At 56.2% G+C, this 20,073-nt stretch carries 19 protein-coding genes, 2 tRNA genes and 1 pseudogene; 11 read left to right on the forward strand and 11 right to left on the reverse strand.

The genetic code is table 11. The features are described 5' to 3' along the window. From ACX0MV_RS09950 to ACX0MV_RS09995, 10 genes and pseudogenes are all read left to right on the forward strand, one after another. Positions 1–270 (forward strand): annotated as a pseudogene (locus ACX0MV_RS09950) (hypothetical protein); the annotation flags it as partial. A 684-nt stretch (positions 271–954) separates the two neighbouring features. Beyond that, complete coding sequence (locus ACX0MV_RS09955) at positions 955–1,551, forward strand: paraquat-inducible protein A (protein WP_458982356.1); 597 nt, start codon at positions 955–957, stop codon at positions 1,549–1,551. Continuing rightward, positions 1,548–2,192: a paraquat-inducible protein A gene (locus tag ACX0MV_RS09960; protein WP_458982357.1), complete on the forward strand. Its 645-nt coding sequence runs from the start codon at positions 1,548–1,550 to the stop codon at positions 2,190–2,192. Before ACX0MV_RS09955 ends, ACX0MV_RS09960 begins: the two co-directional genes overlap by 4 nt. Next, positions 2,173–3,819 carry a PqiB family protein gene (locus ACX0MV_RS09965; RefSeq protein ID WP_458982358.1) on the forward strand — a complete coding sequence of 549 codons (1,647 nt, stop codon included), beginning with the start codon at positions 2,173–2,175 and terminating at the stop codon, positions 3,817–3,819. The genes ACX0MV_RS09960 and ACX0MV_RS09965 overlap by 20 nt, the downstream gene beginning before the upstream one ends. Positions 3,820–3,836: 17 nt before the next feature. Continuing rightward, positions 3,837–4,394: a PqiC family protein gene (locus ACX0MV_RS09970; RefSeq protein ID WP_458982359.1), complete on the forward strand. Its 558-nt coding sequence runs from the start codon at positions 3,837–3,839 to the stop codon at positions 4,392–4,394. A gap of 67 nt (positions 4,395–4,461) precedes the next feature. Next, a complete protein-coding gene (locus ACX0MV_RS09975; RefSeq protein ID WP_458982360.1) occupies positions 4,462–4,983 on the forward strand; it encodes a transporter suffix domain-containing protein in 522 nt (173 codons plus the stop codon). A gap of 71 nt (positions 4,984–5,054) precedes the next feature. Then, the gene (locus ACX0MV_RS09980) at positions 5,055–6,185 is read left to right on the forward strand and encodes an HlyD family secretion protein (RefSeq protein ID WP_458982361.1); all 1,131 of its coding nucleotides are present in this window, start codon (positions 5,055–5,057) and stop codon (positions 6,183–6,185) included. Further along, on the forward strand, positions 6,175–7,218 hold the full coding sequence (locus tag ACX0MV_RS09985) for a DUF2955 domain-containing protein (protein WP_458982362.1): 1,044 nt from the start codon (positions 6,175–6,177) through the stop codon (positions 7,216–7,218). Before ACX0MV_RS09980 ends, ACX0MV_RS09985 begins: the two co-directional genes overlap by 11 nt. 37 nt (positions 7,219–7,255) lie before the next feature. Then, entirely contained in the window at positions 7,256–8,542 is a 1,287-nt protein-coding gene (locus ACX0MV_RS09990) for a lipase family alpha/beta hydrolase (RefSeq protein ID WP_458982363.1), read from the forward strand. Between the two features lie 416 nt (positions 8,543–8,958). Next, complete coding sequence (locus ACX0MV_RS09995) at positions 8,959–9,303, forward strand: hypothetical protein (RefSeq protein WP_458982364.1); 345 nt, start codon at positions 8,959–8,961, stop codon at positions 9,301–9,303. 197 nt (positions 9,304–9,500) lie between these two features. Here ACX0MV_RS09995 and ACX0MV_RS10000 read toward each other — a convergent pair. The 10 genes from ACX0MV_RS10000 to ACX0MV_RS10045 form a co-directional block, all read right to left on the reverse strand. After that, positions 9,501–9,577 (reverse strand) — tRNA-Pro (locus ACX0MV_RS10000). An 85-nt stretch (positions 9,578–9,662) separates the two neighbouring features. Then, positions 9,663–10,019, reverse strand: coding sequence for a MerR family transcriptional regulator (locus tag ACX0MV_RS10005; RefSeq protein WP_458982365.1), 357 nt, complete (start codon positions 10,017–10,019; stop codon positions 9,663–9,665). Then, entirely contained in the window at positions 10,000–10,302 is a 303-nt protein-coding gene (gene ihfA, locus ACX0MV_RS10010) for an integration host factor subunit alpha (RefSeq protein WP_003243414.1), read from the reverse strand. Before ihfA ends, ACX0MV_RS10005 begins: the two co-directional genes overlap by 20 nt. Positions 10,303–10,305: 3 nt before the next feature. Beyond that, positions 10,306–12,684 (reverse strand): phenylalanine--tRNA ligase subunit beta, encoded by a 2,379-nt coding sequence (gene pheT / locus ACX0MV_RS10015; RefSeq protein ID WP_458982366.1) that lies wholly within the window; start codon positions 12,682–12,684, stop codon positions 10,306–10,308. Between the two features lie 39 nt (positions 12,685–12,723). Next, the gene (gene pheS, locus ACX0MV_RS10020) at positions 12,724–13,740 is read right to left on the reverse strand and encodes a phenylalanine--tRNA ligase subunit alpha (protein ID WP_458982367.1); all 1,017 of its coding nucleotides are present in this window, start codon (positions 13,738–13,740) and stop codon (positions 12,724–12,726) included. A gap of 95 nt (positions 13,741–13,835) precedes the next feature. Then, positions 13,836–14,192, reverse strand: coding sequence for a 50S ribosomal protein L20 (gene rplT / locus ACX0MV_RS10025; protein WP_090446917.1), 357 nt, complete (start codon positions 14,190–14,192; stop codon positions 13,836–13,838). Between the two features lie 26 nt (positions 14,193–14,218). Beyond that, positions 14,219–14,413, reverse strand: a complete 195-nt coding sequence (rpmI, locus tag ACX0MV_RS10030) for a 50S ribosomal protein L35 (RefSeq protein ID WP_079202156.1) — start codon at positions 14,411–14,413, stop codon at positions 14,219–14,221. Between the two features lie 60 nt (positions 14,414–14,473). Then, positions 14,474–15,025, reverse strand: a complete 552-nt coding sequence (gene infC, locus ACX0MV_RS10035) for a translation initiation factor IF-3 (protein WP_169852835.1) — start codon at positions 15,023–15,025, stop codon at positions 14,474–14,476. Continuing rightward, entirely contained in the window at positions 15,025–16,947 is a 1,923-nt protein-coding gene (gene thrS, locus ACX0MV_RS10040) for a threonine--tRNA ligase (protein WP_458982368.1), read from the reverse strand. The genes infC and thrS overlap by 1 nt, the downstream gene beginning before the upstream one ends. Positions 16,948–17,188: 241 nt before the next feature. Continuing rightward, a tRNA-Val gene (locus ACX0MV_RS10045) sits at positions 17,189–17,265 on the reverse strand. A 186-nt stretch (positions 17,266–17,451) separates the two neighbouring features. On the opposite strand from ACX0MV_RS10045, the gene ACX0MV_RS10050 reads away from it, so the two are divergent. Then, entirely contained in the window at positions 17,452–18,735 is a 1,284-nt protein-coding gene (locus ACX0MV_RS10050) for an NAD(P)/FAD-dependent oxidoreductase (RefSeq protein WP_458982369.1), read from the forward strand. Between the two features lie 47 nt (positions 18,736–18,782). Here ACX0MV_RS10050 and ACX0MV_RS10055 read toward each other — a convergent pair whose 3' ends face one another. Further along, the gene (locus tag ACX0MV_RS10055; RefSeq protein ID WP_458982370.1) at positions 18,783–19,472 is read right to left on the reverse strand and encodes a peptidase C39 family protein; all 690 of its coding nucleotides are present in this window, start codon (positions 19,470–19,472) and stop codon (positions 18,783–18,785) included. Positions 19,473–20,073: the final 601 nt, after the last annotated feature.

Genomic DNA, 20,073 nt, shown 5'->3' on the forward strand with positions numbered 1-20,073 from the left:
GATTCAGTTGTTAAAGAGCGGGTGGTTGATCCTTTCGTCTCAACCGAGGCGCGCATTCTACAGCAGCCTCATCTTCCGTCAAGCTGTTTTTCGAAGTTCTTTTCCGAAGAAAACCTTTCTACTCAACCGCTTGCGCCTTCGATCACTTCTCAGCTCCTCGTCAGCGGGAGGCGAATTCTACAGCGTTTCAAACCACTGTCAACCGCCTCTTTCACCGCTTCCGATCACCTCGACCGAAGCACTAACAGGATCAAACCACCACCCTGTTAGCCCGGCGCATTCTACGCAACTTTCCCTGCTTTGCAACCCCTCTTTTAAATCTAACCTCTTGTTTTATAAGAAGTTTAAGGAGCCGCATACGCCTGAAGAGCTGCGCATTATAGGGACTACCAAACGAAGGTCAACCGATTGTTATGCTTTTTTAGCGTGACTGCGCAAGCACAGCTGACGGCATGGCACATAGAGTGCTTGACTGCTAAGCAGCCCGAACCGAGCCAAGTCGGATAAGCCGCCAGCCTCCCCAAAACATCTTCCATGCAAACAGATCGAGGCTTCTACTACCTTCTATATAGGTGCAATTTTACAAGCGCTCAGCCAAGTCCAGCCAGGGGGGCTAGCTAACCACATCCTCGTCAAGGAATAGATGCACTTGGAGAGCCTACGCAAGGGACTACACGCATACCTCTATCTATAAGAGCTTGGTCGCATTTCACATCGCAACGACTAGAGCGATTTGAAAATTGTCGTGATACGCTCCAGCACGTTACTCAGAAAAGTGTTCATGGGTTATGCGGCAGCCAAAGCGCTAGCGACCTATTGTCCATCAAACACTTTCTCGCTCGACTCTTCCTGATCAAGCGACCAAATCGTTCCATCGTATTAGAAGCGCGCGTCCTTCCTCCAATGGAAGAAGTCACTGCGCCCAGTTGCTTAAATCGCTGACGAGTGAGATCCATGGCGAATCGCGACGACTTGATCATCTGTGAACACTGCGACTGCGTGTTCATAAAAATTATCCTCGCCAAGCATCAAACATCGCTTTGCTCACGCTGCGGTGGCGTGCTTCAGCGCTTTAACGGCTTGTCGATCGAGCAGCGACTGGCGTTAACGATTACTGCAGCTGTGCTGTGGATATTCGCCAATTTCTACCCGGTTATGAGTATCAGCCTGCAGGGTTTGAAGAGCAGCGCCACCTTGTGGGATTCGGTCTTAGCACTCAGCCTCGGACCAATTACCTTCATCGCACTGGTGGCTGCTATTTCCATGATCATTGCGCCGATCATTCAACTGGTGCTGCTGGTCTGGGTGCTCGGCTTCGCTCTTTTCCAATGTCGCGCCCCGGGCTTTAGGTTGTGCATGCGTTGGCTCGAGTCGCTCAGGCCCTGGAGCATGCTTGAGGTATGTCTGTTAGGCGCCCTGGTAGCAGTGTTCAAACTGGCCGGCATGCTAGATGTATTGCCCGGCGTCGGCTTGTTTGCCCTGGCCGCGCTTAGCCTGTTGCTGATTCGCATCGCCGGGCGCGATGTTCGCGAGCTATGGGACATTCTATGAATACGCCCCCCGTTGCCCGCGATCTCAACCTTTGCCTTTGTCATGGCTGTGGCAAGACCTGCGATATCGCCCACCAACCTTCAGAGTGCGAGCGCTGCGGCGCTTCCTTGCACGCCCGAAAAATCAATTCACTGACCCGCACCTGGGCATTCCTGCTGGCGGCGCTGGTGCTTTACATTCCGGCCAACTTACTGCCGGTGATGAATACCAGCATGCTCGGTAGCGGCGCAGACAGCACCATCATGAGCGGCGTGCTGGAGTTCTGGCAGCACGGTGCATGGGACATCGCGCTGATCATCTTCATTGCCAGCATCGCGGTGCCAGGCGTCAAGTTCGTCGCATTAGCGCTATTGCTGGTTACCGCCCAACGCGGGAGTCTGTGGGCCCGCAGGGAACGCTCCAAACTGTACCGTTTAGTCGAACTCATCGGTTACTGGTCGATGCTCGACGTCATCGTGGTGGCCCTGGTGGCCGCTTTGGTGAAGTTCCACGCCCTGGCCGATATCGAGCCGCGATCAGGGATCCTGTTTTTTGGCTTGGTAGTAGTGTTTACGATGCTTTCGGCGATGAGTTTCGATCCACGCCTGATCTGGGATAAGCCAATAAACGAGGAGCACATGGATGCAGCCGCACGCCACTGAAGGAGCGCCAGCTCCCGGTCACGCCGTTATAAAGACCCGTCGATTCAGCGTTTCACTGGTCTGGATCGTGCCTATAGTGGCGGTATTGGTGGGTATTTCATTGGTCGTGCACAGCGTGATGCAGGAAGGTCCGACCATTACCGTGACCTTCAAAACCGGCAGCGGGTTAACCGCCAACAAGACCGAAGTCAAATACCGCAATGTGGTGATCGGACATGTATCCGACGTTGCACTGAGTCAGGATCAGAAGAGCGTCGATGCCACCATCAAACTGGCCAAGGAGGCTGAAAGCTTTACCCGTGAAGACTCACAGTTCTGGGTTGTACGCCCGCGAATCGGCGCGGGGGGAGTCTCGGGCATCGACACCCTGCTCTCTGGTGACTACATCGGTGCCGATATCGGTCAGGCCAGCACCCGCGTCAAACGATTTACGGGGCTGGAGAATCCACCGCCTATTACCTATGGCGAACCGGGTAAGCGCTTTACCTTGCGCAGCAAGGATTTAGGCTCGCTGGACATCGGCTCGCCCATCTACTTTCGCAGAATCCCGGTCGGACAGGTTGTCGCGTACGCGCTGGATGCTGAGGGTAAAGGCGTCAATATCGAAGTGTTTGTGCACGCGCCTAATGATGCGTATGTCACCGAGAACACCCGGTTCTGGAATGCCAGTGGCATCGACATAGATGTGGGGGCCAACGGGTTTGCGGTAAAGACCGAGTCCTTATCGTCCATTCTGGTGGGGGGCATCGCTTTTCGCGCGCCTGACTACAGCCCTGGTGATCAGCCCGCTGCCGAGAAAAAATCGTTCGAGTTATTTGACGATCAGCAGACCGCCCTCGCCCCACCCAACGGCAAGGCGCAGTACCTGAGCCTGCGCTTTGACCAGGCGTTGCGAGGGTTAAGGGTCGATGCGCCTGTCGAATTCCTGGGGGTAGAAATTGGCAAGGTGGTAGCAGTCAATCTGGATTTCGATCCCAAAGAGCGCAGCTTTCCGGTGGACGTGGGTATCTTGATTTACCCGCAGCGCCTTGGCGCAGCCCACACAAAAATGCTCAAAACCTTGAATCATGACCCAAATGATGAAGCCGCGGGCGTTCGGCTCATGGGCAGCTTTATTGAAAACGGCCTGCGTGCTCAGGCTCGCACCGGCAATCTGCTGACCGGCCAGCTGTACATCTCCCTCGACTTCTACCCGAAAGCACCAAAAGTCGTATTCGACCCCACTGCTCGCCCCGTGAGCATTCCCACTATTCCCGGCAGCTTCGAGCAGCTGCAAGAGCAACTGCAGGCCATGGTTGACAAGATCAGCAAACTGCCCGTGGACCGAATTGCCGGGAACCTGGACAGCAACCTGGTCGAACTGCGCAAAGTGCTGGGGCAATTCAATGCCAAGACCCTCCCTGGCGTTCAGACAACCTTGACCGATGTGAGCAAAACCCTGCAGTCCGCCAGTTCGACTCTTGCCGAGGACTCACCGCAACGGGAACAGCTGACGCAAACGCTGGAAGAGCTTGGGCGCATGTCACGCTCCCTGCGGGAGCTGTCGGACTACCTGGGACGGCACCCAGAGTCGTTGATTCGTGGCAGGCCAGACAACGCCGCCCCCTTACAGGCACCGGACAAATGAATACGGGAGCACCATTTATGCCCTTTGCGCACAAACTTATGCTGGCTACCGCGCTGCTACTCGGCGCGTGCCGCAGTGACCCGGTTCAGTTCCACACGCTGACCCCGGTCGAACCTGGCGGTGCCCGCTCGTCTGCCAGTGCCGAGGTGCAGATCGAGCTCATCAGCGTGCCGCCTCAAGTGGATCGGCAGCAGATCGTCATTCGGCAAAGCAACAGCAGCCTGGCAATTCTGGAAACTCAGTGGTGGGGGGCAAGCCTGGTAGATGAGTTGCGTAGCGCATTAGCGGATCGACTGCTGAATAGCAGCCCTGGGCGCAAAATGTCAGTGCGCCTGGATGTACAGCGCTTTGATTCGCTCCCAGGCCAATACGCACTGATCGACGTCAAATGGCGCCTGCGAGACCTTGGCGCAGGCGATGATGCCCTGCTCACCTGCCGCAGTATTCTGAAAACGCCAGCCGGCGCGAACATCGATGACATCGTCATCGCCCATCAAAACAACGTGAAACAACTGGCCGCTGACATTACCGAGGCCGCTAGCGATAACGCGGACAGCTGCCCAGCGAGCCCTTAAGCAGCTCGACGGCAAGGCAAGACCCTGGCCACTAAAAAACGATATTTACAAAGGAAGGTAATAGATCATGACGGCACAGCTCTCTAACGCACCAAAGTCCGCGAAATGGCGCTTCAAACTAGGTATCGCCATTCTTTGCTTGATGCCCACCTTGTGGTTGCTGGTGCCGATCGCGGCAGCGGCGGATGTGCCCGGCTCCACCATAGCGGCTATTACGGGCGCACTCTTCATCGTCAATAAGGTGCTGCTGCTGTTGGTCATCGCGGTAATGGGCAAGGCGGGGTTCCAAGAGCTCAAACAGCACCTGTTCGGCTACGTATTGAACCTTTCGCCCAGGGCCGAACTGGAGGTAAGCGTTACACGTCATCGCATCGGTTTGGTGATGTTCTGCCTACCGCTGCTGTCCTCCTTTCTTGAACCCTATATTGACGCCCTGGCACCCGGCTTGCGTCCCAATAGCTGGGCACTGCAACTCCTCGGCGATGTGCTGTTGATTGGCAGCTTCTTCGTGCTGGGCGGCAATTTCTGGGAAAAACTACGCGCGCTGTTTATTCGTACCGCGCGGGTCACTACCACCGATCCGGTCTGACCGCCCTTAGCCCGTCTGAGAAACCGCTGTAGTGCCGTTTGCCATGAATCGCATGCCACGCAGGTGCCGATATGCACGAACCACAAGACCCATCCGCTTCCCCTGAACCCGGCCTTAGCCCTGAACCGCCTTCTGAAAAACCTGCGCCGGCCAACCCACTAAGGCGCATTGCGCTCGGCGTGGCATTACTGATCGTCCTGTCGTTTGCGGTGTCCATCGTCATGGAGCGGCGTACGCCATCGACTTCGCAAGCCGTGGTGCAAGCCTATGTGGTGCAAATGGCTGCCGAGGTAGGTGGCCGAGTGACCGAAATAGCGGTACTTGACAACGCTCGGGTGAAGACTGGCCAAGTGCTGTTTCGCATCGACCCACAGCCTTACAAACTTGCCGTCAGCGAGGCTGAAGCGCGGCTCGAGGAAACCGGGCAGGCGTTAGGCGCCAACACGGCCTCAGTGGATGCTGCCCAGGCTCAGCTGGTTTCAGCCCGTGCCCAACGCGATAACGTGCGAGAGCAGGCCAGACGTATTAATCAGCTAGTCCAACGAGGCGTCTACGCCCGCGCGCGCCAGGACGAAGCCAAAGCTTCGCTAGACTCCGCCGAGGCCGCCGTGAGCAAAGCCCAGGCGGACTTGCAACGCGCCCGTCAACAGCTTGGACCCAAAGGCAACGACAACCCTCAATTCAAACAGGCACTGGCAGCGCTGGAGAAAGCACGTCTTGACCTGGTGCGGACCGAAGTTATCGCGCCGTCAGATGGGGTGGTCACTAATCTTCAGCTCGCCGTCGGTCAGGTAGTCAGTGCAGGTCAACCAGCGCTGACCTTTATTGACAGCGGTACCGTGTGGGTATCTGCCGCATTCAAGGAAAACAGCCTGGAACACGTGCACGCCGACAATCCTGCGGAACTGGTATTCGATCTGTTGCCGGGGCGCGTGTTTAAAGGTCGAGTGCAGAGCGTCGGCTGGGGCGTCGCGCAGGAAGGCAACAGCAACTCCGCACTGCCCTCGGTACGTAACCAGAGCGGCTGGGTGCGTGATCCGCAGCGCTTTCCGGTACGCCTGATTGTGGAAGAGCCCCATCCGGTGGGACCGCGTTATGGGTCACAGGTAACGGTGGTGATTTATACCGATGACAACCCTGTCACTAACTGGTTGGGAGCATTTAGCGCGCGCCTGGGGGCATGGCTGAACTATGTCAATTGACGGCCAGGCTCTACAGGAGCTGCGACGTGCCAAACGCCAGGGTCTGCGCGTTGCCCTCGCAGTAACTGCAGGCTTTTGCCTAGGCCTGACATTTGGCAGCCCTCTTCCGTTTCTAGCCCCTTTGTTCGCAACCCAGTTTCTGCTGGCTAGCCGCCGCCCACTGCCATTGCGCCAGGGACTGGTGACGATGCTGGTGATTATTCTGACTGGCGCGCTGTTGGTATTTTTCACCGGCTTGCTGGGCGAGCGGCCTTGGGTATTACTGCCCCTGCTATGGTTGTTTTATTTTGCCTGTTTCACCGCGCAAGGCCGGCAACAGGGAGGCGCCGGGCCGGCGCTGATGCTGGTGATCGCTATCGCGGTGCCAATGCTCGACATTGTCCAAAGCGACCTGGGCGAGTCCATCGTTCTGCTACTCGCCAAGGCTGTCAGTGGAGGATTGCTGCTGGCCTGGAGTGCGCATGCGTTATTGCCCGATTTCGCCGGTGACAACCCTGAGGATGTGAGACCACCCGCGTACGAGCTGGATCAGGTAACTCGCCAAGCCATGGCCAGCGCAGCGATTCTGCTGGCTATAGTAGCGCTGTGTTTAAGCGACCCTAGACTGGCGACAGCGATGGTAATCCCGGTCACGGTAGCTTCGCTGCTTAGCCAACTGGGGCCAGGTATGGGCAGCCGTGCGGCGCTTGGTTTGGTGATGGTCAACCTGCTCGGCGGAGTGGCGGCGTCCCTCGCATTTACCCTGTTCGAACTGCGCCCAACGTTATGGCTGGTGGCACTGATATTACTCTTTGCAAGCCTGCTGTTTGCTGGCAAAGCCGCCATGGGCAACACTGCAGGCAAGGTTTTTGGCGGTGGACTTATTACCTTCCTGATTCTCTTCGGGCTCGGTGTATCGCCATTGCCCACCAGTACCCCCGAACTTTTCACTACCCGAATTGCTTATGTGCTGTTCGCCATTGTTTACAGCATCGCCCTGGCTGCCTTGCTGTGGCCAAGGCCAAAGACATCCGAGCAAACAGTTCACACCTAGGGTTCAGATATTCAATGTCCAAGGATGAGGCGCGCCGATGAGCAGTTTTCCTTCGAGCACAGTACCTGGGTTGCTGGCCCTCATACTGAGCGCTACAAGCGGCTGCAGCCTGTTTGACGTGCACAACGAAATGCAGCAGGCCCGTCAGGATCTGGTGCTGATTGCCGGCCGATTGCACAGCAATGAATCCGGCCGCAGCGCGCTGGTGGCGCTACTTGATACGCGGGAAAAGCTCGTCACCTATCGCATTGCCGCGCCAGGCGAGGCGTTTTATTTCACTGAGGCACAAGGCGCCTATCAACTGCTTGCCTTCGATGACCGCAACGGCAACTTTGCTCTTGACCAGGAAGAGCCCCGCCAGTGGTTGCCAAACGCGCAAGGCGCTGCACTGCAGGTGCAACCCGATGACGCTGCTCGAGCCGATTTGAGTTTGGCCAATAGCATTCAATTGGCCTCCAACGATCTGGCACCGGCGCCAGCAATCGACTTGAGTCTGGAGGTGCTGCGCCATGAGCAGCCGCGCATTCGACGCAACTACCTACAACCAGTGACCTTTTCCGATCCGCGCTTCAACTTGGAAAACATTCAGCTTGGGGCCTGGCAGCCGCTGACCTTTTTGCGTGAAGTAGGCTACGGCCTTTACCTGCTCAAGCCGTGGGACAAAAGCAAGGAACCGATCTTTCTGGTGCATGGCATCAATGCATCACCGCAGGATTGGCAAGCCTTGGCAGAAGGTATCGATACCGAACGCTTTCAACTGGTACTGTTTCATTACCCCAGCGGCCTACCGTTGAACAACAGCGCCTACATGCTTAGTGTCAGCCTCCGTGATGTTCAGCGCCGTTATGCACCGGAGCGCATGCATGTGATGGCGCACAGCATGGGCGGCCTGGTTGCACGCCGCGCGCTGCAGATGTTGAGCGCGGATGAAGGCCAGGCACTCTGCCTCTTTATTACCCTCTCGACGCCGTGGGACGGCCACCCTTCTGCCACCTCTGGCCTGCAGAATGTGCCGCTGGAAGTACCAGTATGGAAGGATATGGCGCCAGGCAGCGCCTACTTGCAGCAGCTATTCACCAGCCCGCTTCCGGCCCACATCCACCAATGGTTGCTGGTTAGCTACGCGGGTAATAATCGGTTGTTGCCAGAGCCCAATGACGGCGTGGTACCGCTCTCCAGCGAACTACGCAGCGCCGCCCAAGACGAAGCCGACCAGCTCTACCTATTGAATGAAAACCACACCAGCATCCTCAGCAGCCGACGTACTGAAGAACTGCTTCAGCGCGCCCTGCAAAACTTGCCAGCTCAGGGATGTGAACGCTAAGAGTGCAGCTGGACTTTAAGCGCGCACTTAGAAAGTTTCGCTTGGTTCTGGCCTGAAGAGTCGGTCAGCTTAGAAATATAACGTTTTACCCACTCACCGTGATGTCGACGTAGCTTCCGCTGCAATAGTTATTGCGGCCAGAATGCGGAACGGCTGATTTAATTAATACAGCCACAGGTCAACCCGTAGTGAAGGTTTTAGTATTGGGAGCCGCGCAGGAGGGTAGTAGGTAAGCCATCATCAGTAACAACTCAGCTAGCGTTCAGGGACTTGGCTGCTAGCGTTGATGTCTTCATTCAATAGCCCTGGCGAAAAAAGCTCTCTGTACAGCTTTTCCAAGCCACCTCTTACTCCTCGTTTGCGATAACGCAAACTCCCATTACTCTAGAGCCAATGAGTCAATTTGAGGAGGCTGAATGCGCACACTATGGAGTAAGTATCGGGCGCTGCTTGAGAATGATTTGAACAGCAAGGTATTTGACAACATCAAAAACCTCCTGGTCTGCGCCCTGCTCTTTGCCGCTGGTACAAATGCAGTTCAGGGCAACCATCAAATTTTGCTGGGCCTATTTGCCATGAAGTTAACTGGATGGGGGATGATCGTCTTGTCGGCAATGCTGCTACTCCTGAATATCAGCGACGGTCTGCATAACTTGGCAAAACTGCGCTATCACGTACTTTTTCAGATTGCCCTGTTTGTCGCCTACCTTATTTTCTCCATTAGGGTAGTCGAAATCGTGTGGAGCTTTCGCGCAGCTTAACGTCCTTGGCAGCCATCAATCCCAATCTAATGATGTCAAATAATACGAACTTTAAAGTGCCGCACTGCCCACGTCCTACTCTGTTCACTCGCTTAGCAGAGTAGGATTTCGCTGATAAGAAATGTTGATCAGTTTTTGTGCAAAAAGCACAAACGAAAACGGCCCAAGCCGTCTAATGCTTGAGCCGTTTTTGAATTTGGTCGGGACGGAGTGATTCGAACACTCGACCCCTAGCACCCCATGCTAGTGCGCTACCGGACTGCGCTACGCCCCGACTGAGCTGAATCTGTTTCGGAACACCGAAAACGTCGCGAACTATACATTAAGCTTATGAAATATGGAAACTTTTTTGAGGTGCTCTACTTTCGAAGCACCAACAAAACATCCTCGAGTTCCGTGATCATCTGCCTAATGAGTTGCTTGTATTGAGTGGTGTCATCTTTGGCTTCATCGCCGGATAGTCGCTGCCTTGCCCCCCCGATCGTGAAACCCTGATCGTAGAGCAATGCACGAATCTGGCGAATCATCAACACATCTTGGCGCTGATAGTAACGACGATTTCCGCGGCGTTTTACCGGGTTTAGCTGAGGAAATTCCTGCTCCCAGTAGCGCAATACGTGGGGCTTGACAGCACATAGCTCGCTTACCTCACCGATCGTGAAGTAACGCTTACCGGGTATCGTCGGCAACTCGTCGTTATGACTTGGTTCCAGCATATGCCTCAACCCTGGCTTTTAGTTTTTGGCCTGGACGGAAAGTCACCACACGGCGAGCCGTAATCGGAATTTCCTCTCCTGTTTTTGGATTGCGACCGGGGCGCTGACGCTTATCGCGTAAATCAAAGTTGCCGAACCCCGAGAGCTTGACCTGTTCGTTGAGCTCCAGCGCTTGGCGGATCTCCTCGAAGAACAGTTCCACCAATTCCTTGGCTTCCCGTTTATTCAGGCCCAGCTCTTCATACAGACGTTCCGCCATTTCAGCTTTCGTCAGAGCCCCCATACGCTACTTCCTTAACGTGGCGTTGAACCTTTGTTCCAGGGAGGTGAGAATATTTTGTGTTGTGGTGCTCACCTCATCGTCATTAAGAGTGCGCGATGGATGCTGCCAGGTCAAGCCAACGGCCAGGCTTTTTCTATGCGGATCAATACCTTTACCGTGATACACGTCAAATAGCCTGAGGTCAGTGAGCCACTCCCCTGCCGTCTCTCGGATGTTGTCGAGCAAAGCTTCAGCTGCCACCTCACGATCAACCAGTAATGCCAAATCACGACGCACTTCGGGGAAGCGCGAAAGCTCAGTGAACTTGGGCATCTGACCCTGGGTAATCTCACTTAGCTGCAATTCGAACAGATAGACAGCTCGGTCCAAGCCCAGCGTCTTAGCCAGCTCTGGATGAAGAGCGCCAAGGAATCCGACCAACTGCCCCTCACGCTCAATTCGTGCGGTCTGCCCAGGGTGCAATGCAGCGTGTTCACCCGCCATGAAACAGAAACTACCCAATGCCCCGGCACTGGCCAATAGGGCCTCGACATCGGCCTTTACATCATAGAAATCAACATCATCTCGACCGTGGGCCCAGCTTTCCGGCAGCCGGTTACCACACACCACTCCAGCCAGCATCGCTTCCTGCTTCAACCCATCCAGCTGACCAACAAAGCGCAAACCGCTTTCGAACAGGCGAACGCGGGACTGCTGCCGATTGAGGTTGTGCTCTAAAGCACCTACTAACCCTGGCCATAGCGAAGAGCGCATGGCAGCCATTTCGGCCGAAATCGGATTGGCCAATAGCAACGGATCAACGCCCGGACTGAAAAGCTCGAACAGCTTGGGATCGATAAAACTGTAGGTAATGGCTTCCTGGTAACCACGCGCTACCAGCAGGCGTCGCAATGCAGGCAGCTCCACCGCTGCCTCGGCTTTCGCCTGAGGAGCCAGACGCGCCTGAGGATAACGAACAGGTAAACGGTTGTAGCCGTATAGCCGCGCCAGCTCTTCGATTAAATCGACCTCCAGGCTTATATCGAAGCGATGACTTGGCACCTCAACCTGCCACTGGCCGTCGCCAGCTGCCTTAACACCCAGGCCGAGAGCGATCAGCAAGCGTTCAATTTCTGCGCCATCCATTTTCAACCCGAGCACCTGCTCAATACGCTCGGCGCGCAATGAGATGGGAGCAATGCTCGGCAACGTATCTTGGTTAACCACCTCGATAATCGGACCTGCCTCGCCACCAACGATATCGAGCAGCAAGCCTGATGCACGCTCCATCGCCTGGCGCGCCAATTGCCAATCGACACCCCGCTCAAAACGATGCGATGCGTCGGTATGCAAGCCATAGGAGCGGGCCTTACCGGCAATCGCTATGGTGTCGAAGAAGGCACTCTCGAGAAACAGGTCGCGAGTTTTCTCATTTACGCCACTGCGTTCACCCCCCATGACGCCAGCGATAGCCAACGCACGCTGGTGGTCTGCGATAAGCAGTGTATCGGCGCGCAGACTGACTTCCTGGCCATCCAGAAGAACGAGCTTCTCGCCCTCCTCGGCCATGCGCACGCGAATTCCGCCGCTGATTTCAGCGAAATCGAATGCGTGCATCGGCTGACCGAGTTCAAGCATCACGTAATTGGTGATATCCACAACGGCATCAATGCTGCGGATATCGGCGCGACGAAGGCGCTCAACCATCCACAACGGCGTAGGTCTGGACAGATCGACGTTACGTACTACCCTGCCGAGATAACGGGGACAGGCCTGCCCAGCCAGCACTTCGACAGGCAGCCGATCATCATGAGTCGGCATGACGGAGGCGATGACCGGACGCTTCACCGGCGCCGCGTAAAGGGCGCCGACTTCACGGGCCAAACCTGCCAAAGACAGGCAATCGCCGCGATTCGGTGTTAAATCGACCTCAATGCTGGCATCGTCCAGATCGAGGTATTCCCTTATGTCCTGACCAACTGGGGCGTCCGACGGCAGCTCCATAAGCCCATCACTGTCGTCGTTGATCTGCAACTCAGCGGCCGAACACAGCATGCCGTTTGACTCGACACCACGCAGCTTGGCTTTCTTGATCTTGAAATCGCCTGGCAGCTCGGCTCCGATCATGGCAAATGGGATCCTCAGGCCGGGGCGCACATTCGGCGCGCCGCACACCACCTGGAAAGTCTCAGCACCATTGCTGACCTGACACACGCGCAACTTGTCGGCATCGGGGTGTTGCTCGGTGCTCAGCACCTCCCCGACTACAACCCCACTGAAAACTCCGGCGGCCGGGGTGACGCTGTCGACCTCAAGGCCTGCCATCGAAAGGCGCGCGACCAATTCGTCGCGGGAGACCGCTGGGTTTACCCAGCCACGCAGCCACTTTTCACTGAATTTCATTCCTGCTCTCCTAAACTGATCGGTTACGGTCGTGCGGCTCTAGCGAAATTGCGCCAGGAATCGCAGGTCGTTATCGAAGAACAGACGTAAGTCATTGACCCCGTAGCGCAGCATGGCCAAACGCTCGACACCCATACCAAAGGCAAAACCGGAATATTTCTCGGGGTCAATACCGGACATGCGTAGTACGTTCGGATGGACCATGCCGCAGCCCATCACTTCCAACCAGCCAGTCTGCTTGCACACACGGCAACCTTTACCGCTGCACATCACGCACTGCATATCGACTTCGGCCGAAGGCTCGGTGAAGGGAAAGAAGGATGGACGGAAGCGCACACCCAGTGGCTTCTCGAAGAACACCCGCAGGAACTCCTCAATGGTGCCCTTGAGGTCGGCAAAGCTGACGTTCTCGTCGACCAGCAGGCCTTCGACCTGGTGGAACATCGGCGAGTGGGTGATATCGGAATCGCAGCGGTACACACGCCCCGGGCAAACGATGCGGATCGGCGGCTGCTGGGATTCCATGGTGCGCACCTGTACCGGCGAGGTGTGGGTGCGCAGCAACATGTTGGCATTGAAGTAAAAGGTGTCATGCATCGCCCGGGCCGGATGGTGGCCAGGGATATTGAGCGCTTCGAAGTTGTGGTAGTCGTTTTCCACTTCGGGTCCTTCGGCGATGCCGTAGCCGATCCGGGTGAAAAACTGCTCAACGCGCTCCAGAGTCCGGGTAACCGGATGCAGGCCGCCAGAAGTCTGGCCGCGCCCAGGTAGGGTCACATCGATGCGCTCCGCCGCCAGCTTGGCACTCAATGCAGCCCCTTCAAGAGTCACCTTGCGGCTGTTCAGGGCTTCCTGAACCTTGTCCTTGGCGGCATTGATCAGGGCACCGGCTTGCGGACGCTCTTCCGCCGACAGATTGCCCAGGGTCTTCATCACCTGAGTCAATTCGCCTTTCTTGCCCAGATAGTGAACCCGCAACTGCTCCAGGGCACTCACATCGTCGGTGTGGCTAACGGCCTCAAGCGCTTGCGAGACCAGCACATCCAGATTTTCCATTTACAGACTCCAGATACGAAATAGGGGAAGAGCTTGAAGGCTCTTCCCCTATTGGTGACGTTCAACACCGGGCGAGCCCGGTGATTGTCGGGGACTTAAGCCAGAATGGCTTTCGCTTTCTCGACAATCGCAGCAAACGCCGCTTTTTCGTTCACTGCCAGATCAGCCAATACCTTACGGTCGATCTCGATGGACGCTTTTTTCAGGCCAGCAATGAAACGGCTGTAGGACAGACCATTAACACGAGCACCAGCATTGATACGAGCGATCCACAGGGCGCGGAACTGACGCTTCCTTTGACGGCGGTCGCGGTAGGCGTACTGGCCTGCCTTAATCACTGCCTGCTTGGCAACGCGGAATACGCGCGAACGCGCACCGTAGTAGCCTTTAGCGAGTTTCAGAATCTTTTTGTGACGCTTGCGAGCGATAACGCCGCGCTTTACACGAGCCATGAATAATTTCCTCTATCTTGACCGGATTATCGAACGCGCAGCATGCGCGCCACTTTTGCTACGTCGGACGGATGCACCATGGTGCTACCGCGCAGTTGACGCTTACGCTTAGTGGACATCTTGGTCAGGATGTGGCTCTTGAAAGCGTGCTTGTGCTTGAAGCCATTAGCGGTTTTGAGAAAACGCTTGGCTGCACCACTCTTAGTTTTCATCTTTGGCATGTTCGGATACTCCGCATTCAGTTGATAAACATAACCGCAAGGCCTGCCGTGCCCTGGTGGTTACTTCTTCTTTTTGGGGGCGATGACCATTATCAGCTGGCGTCCTTCCATCTTTGGATGCTGTTCAACGGTGCCGTATTCAGCAAGGTCACCTTCAACCCGCTTCAACAACTCCATGCCCAGCTCCTGATGCGCCATCTCACGGCCGCGGAATCGAAGCGATACCTTGGCCCTGTCCCCATCACTAAGGAAACGTACCAGGTTGCGTAGTTTTACCTGGTAATCCCCTTCCTCCGTCCCTGGACGAAACTTGATTTCTTTAACCTGAATCTGCTTCTGGTTTTTCTTTGCAGCAGCAATCTGCTTCTTCTTTTCGAAGATCGATTTGCCATAGTCCATCAGTTTGCAAACGGGGGGCACTGCATCGGCAGAAATCTCTACCAGATCCAGCTTGGCCTCTTCGGCCTTAAGAAGCGCGTCTTCAATTGACACAATCCCAAGCTGCTCACCCTCAGCGCCAATTAACCGAACCTCACGTGCCGAGATATTCTCGTTGATCGGGGCCTTCGGTGCAGCTCGTTTATCTTGTCTCATTTCACGCTTAATAATGATTACTCCAAATCTTGGCGACCACGCCGGGAAACCGCCTGCGCAAGAAATTCAGCGAATTGAGTGACGGGCATTGAGCCCAGATCAGCACCTTCACGGGTACGCATGGCGACAGTTTTCGTCTCAACCTCCCTATCTCCAATAACCAAGAGATAGGGAACCTTGAGCAAAGTATGCTCGCGGATTTTAAAGCCTATCTTCTCGTTCCTCAAGTCAGACTTGGCACGAAAACCGCTTTGATTGAGCGTTTTTTCCACCTCGAGGGCAAAATCGGCCTGTTTATCAGTGATATTCATCACCACGGCCTGGGTAGGAGCCAGCCAAGCTGGGAATGCACCCTCATAGTGCTCGATCAAAATACCGATGAACCGCTCGAACGAACCGAGAATTGCCCGGTGCAACATGACCGGCACTTTGCGGCTGTTATCTTCGGAAACGTAGCTCGCCTCCAGACGCTGCGGCATATTCGGATCGTACTGCAGCGTACCGCATTGCCAAGCGCGACCAAGACAATCAAGCAGGGTGAACTCGATCTTCGGACCGTAGAACGCACCCTCCCCCGGCAGATACTCCCAGGGCAGACCCGCTTCATTCAGCGCATTGGCCAGCGCCTCTTCGGCACGATCCCAGAACGCATCATCGCCCACACGCTTGGCCGGGCGCGTCGAGAGCTTCATCTTGACGTCGCTGAAACCGAAATCAGCGTAAACCTGCAAAGTCAGCTTGATAAAATCCGCCGCCTCTTTCTTAACCTGCTCTTCTGTACAGAAGATATGCGCGTCATCCTGAGTGAAGCCACGCACACGCATGATGCCGTGTAAGGCACCTGACGCCTCATTACGATGGCAGGAGCCAAACTCCGCCAGACGCAGCGGCAGCTCGCGGTAGCTCTTGAGCCCCTGATTGAATATCTGCACATGGCACGGGCAGTTCATCGGCTTGATTGCGTAATCGCGGCTTTCCGACTGAGTGGTGAACATGTTGTCGGCGTAGTTGCCCCAGTGCCCGGATTTCTCCCACAACACGCGGTCAACCACCTGCGGCGTGCGCACTTCCTGGTAACCGTTGTCGCGCTGCACGCCACGCATGTACTGCTCAAGCACCTGATAGATGGTCCAGCCATTGGGGTGCCAGAAGACCATGCCCGGCGCTTCTTCCTGGGTATGAAATAGATCGAGGCGCTTGCCGATCTTGCGATGATCGCGTTTCTCGGCTTCTTCAATACGCTGGATATAAGCCGCCAACTGCTTCTTGTCAGCCCAGGCCGTGCCATATACCCGCTGCAACTGCTCGTTCTTGGCATCGCCGCGCCAGTAGGCGCCGGACAACTTGGTCAGCTTGAACGCCTTGAGGAAGCGCGTATTCGGCACGTGCGGGCCGCGGCACATGTCGACGTATTCTTCGTGGTAGTACAGACCCATGGCCTGCTCATCCGGCATGTCTTCAACCAGACGCAGCTTGTACTCCTCGCCACGCGCGGTGAACACATCAATAACCTCGGCGCGCGGGGTTACTTTCTTGATGACGTCATAGTCCTTCTCGATCAGCTGCTGCATGCGCTGCTCGATTGCCGCGACGTCCTCCAGCGTGAAAGGACGCTCAGAGGCGATGTCGTAGTAGAAACCTTCTTCAATGACCGGACCGATCACCATCTTGGCAGTGGGAAACAGCTGCTTGACCGCATGACCAATCAAATGCGCACAGGAGTGGCGAATGATTTCGAGCCCTTCCTGATCTTTTGGCGTAATGATTTGCAGGGTTGCGTCGGCTTCAATCAGGTCACAGGCATCAACTAACTTGCCATCGACCTTGCCAGCTACCGTGGCCTTGGCCAGGCCAGCACCAATAGATTGCGCCACCTCGAGTACGGATACCGGGTGATCGAACGAACGCTGACTGCCGTCGGGAAGAGTAATGATGGGCATGGCGCCTCCTCTCCTAGTGGTGACCTCTACCAAAGGCCACATGGGTTGGGATGAGCCAGTAAGCGATTCGGCGGTATACCCGCCATACAGTGGCAGGAGCTTTTCAGCCAACCAAAACAGAACCGGGGTCACTGGAGGTTTTAAACAGCGATTAACCGCAGGGATGCTTGCAGAAAGCCAGGCTTGCTGGCAAGAACCCAATAAAAAAGGGCCGCCTAAGCGACCCTTTTTCTACCAAATCTGGTAGGCACGATTGGACTCGAACCAACGACCCCCACCATGTCAAGGTGGTGCTCTAACCAACTGAGCTACGTGCCTACGATGGGTGCGCATTCTACGGCCGCGCGAAAAACTGTCAATATGTTTTTTCCGCTAACTGCCTGAATAACTGAATTTTTTAGTGTTCTTTAGCGCGTTTAATATTTCGCACAGGCCACTAGCCGAGCATTTTCAACTCGGGTAGCATCCGCCCATTCGTAAAAAATAAAGAACAGAGGTTGCAAAATGGCGCACACGGCTTATCCACAATCCTATTACGCTGCTTCGGCCAACCTGACGCCGGCGCGCCCCGAGTTGGCAGGCGATGTCGAGTCCGACGTATGTATCGTTGGCGCAGGGTATACCGGCCTCTCCACAGCTATCGCCCTCCTGGAAAGCGGCTTCAGCGTCAGCATTGTCGAGGCGGCTAAGGTTGGATTTGGTGCGTCGGGTCGTAATGGCGGACAGATCGTCAACAGTTATAGTCGCGATATCGATGTGATCGAGCGCACCGTAGGTGCCAAGCAGGCGCACCTGTTGGGGCATATGGCGTTCGAGGGTGGACGTATCATCCGGGAGCGCATTGCCAAATATAATATTCAGTGCGATCTGAAAGATGGCGGCGTTTTCGCCGCCATCACGCCCAAGCAGATGGGGCATTTGGAAGCGCAAAAGAAGCTGTGGGAACGCTACGGCCATCGCCAGCTGGAGCTGATGGACACCACGCGGATTCGAGAAGTCGTGGCTAGCGACAGCTATATAGGCGGCATGCTGGACATGGGCGGCGGCCATATTCATCCGCTTAACCTTGCGCTTGGCGAGGCAGCAGCGGTCGAATCGTTGGGCGGGGTGATCTACGAGCAGTCCCCTGCGGTGCGCATCGAGCGTGGTACCAGTCCAGTTGTCCACACCCCGAAAGGCCGGGTGAAGGCCAAATTCGTGGTCGTTGCCGGCAATGCCTACCTTGGTAACCTGATCCCTGAGCTGTCGGCCAAGTCGATGCCCTGCGGCACCCAGGTGATAACCACCGAGCCGCTGTCCGACGAGCTTGCTAAGTCACTGTTGCCGCAGGACTACTGCGTCGAGGACTGCAACTACCTACTTGATTACTATCGCCTCAGTGGCGACAAGCGCCTGATCTTCGGTGGCGGCGTGGTTTACGGCGCACGTGACCCAGCCAATATCGAAGCGATTATCCGGCCGAACATGCTCAAGACGTTCCCGCAACTCAAGGACGTGAAGATTGATTACGCCTGGACCGGCAACTTCCTGCTGACCCTGTCGCGCCTGCCGCAAGTTGGCCGCCTGGGCGATAACATCTACTACTCGCAAGGTTGCAGCGGCCACGGCGTGACTTATACCCACCTGGCAGGCAAGGTGCTGGCGGAAGCTCTGCGTGGCCAGGCCGAACGTTTCGACGCGTTCGCCGGCCTGCCGCACTATCCCTTCCCTGGTGGTCAGCTGTTCCGCGTTCCGTTCACGGCGATGGGCGCCTGGTACTACTCACTGCGCGACAAGCTGGGCTTTTAACAGTAGCCAGATACGGCACCTAGACAGGTGCCGTATTGCCTGCCCATTTACAACTCAGCACTCGACCAGGTTTGCCTTGCCGTGCGCAACGCACGCTGCGCCGCCTCGGTGCGACCTTGAACCTGTAGCGCCTTAGCGGCCGCCAACCACCTGTCTTTTTCCGGATGAGCTGGCAACTGATCGGTTGATAGCAGCAACACCGACCAACGGCCCGCGTCCTCCCAGGCGCTATCAAAACTGGCAAAGCCCACTTCTCGGCGCCGCACGTTTCCTGAACGCAGCACCAGCGTTCGCTCTCGCTGGTCGTAGCCCACCAGTACGGCGAACTGCTCGCTCGAACCAAATGCCCCGCCCAACAAGACCAGCACCGGATTGCCAGCCGCAACCTGTTGCATAAGCGCATCCAGAGTCGCGTCCAGCGGATAGACCAACGTATCGTGAGATCGCGCAGCGCTTTCCACTCCCAGCCGAGCATCCTCTGTATCAGCCTGCCGGATACGTGACTCCAGTAGGCCGGGACTGCTGACGACGCGGCGCTGATTGAGCATCATCGCCAGCGCCGACGGAGCGCCGCGCTCGCCACTTGCCTGGAAAAACGGCACATCGCTTAGCTCCACCCGCTCAGCCAGCTTTCTGGTTTCAGGCAGCAACTGCGGGCTGCTCGCGCAGGCGCCGAGCATGCAGAGCAGCACGACAGACAACGGCCAAACAACAAACACGCGAAATGAACTGACCATCGATAATCTGCCATCCGAAATTTAGCCGCCAGCATATCGGGGTAACCGGTGTTAACCCAGTCGAACCTATAAAGACTGCCTAGCCAAAGCCGAACAAGCTGTCGCTTGAAATGAAACGGTCGCGGGCATTGCACCCTGAACGCTACTACTAAGGTTCACTCCGCTGCCGTCGGTCGGAAACACGTCATCCCTCTGTGATACCCCTCACCGAATGACAGCAGCGCGGGCAACCCAGCGACATATTCGACGGTCTGTTACCTGCGCATGGACTCCAGCCCTGCCTTCGCGCCCCCGGCGGCGCCTCGCTTTCTCCGCCTGAACCGATATGTCGACCTCGTTTCTGAGTCCGGCATCGACAACCTCCGTAACGATCGTGCAACACCGTACGAGCGATCAGCACAGCGCGACTGAAGGAACACTGATGAACACGCTTTTTCATCTTGCCTGTCCCGCTTTCCTAATAGGCGCCAGGCTTCCAGCGCATGCCGCGGGCTTGCGAATGTGCGTTTTCTCCGATGAGAACGCTGGCACATGCAGCCAAGTTAGTTGCTCACTGCGCGGTGGCAACGGCATCGTCAATTGCGACCTGGGCGCTTCGCGC

This window comes from Pseudomonas cistanchae (assembly GCF_054483635.1).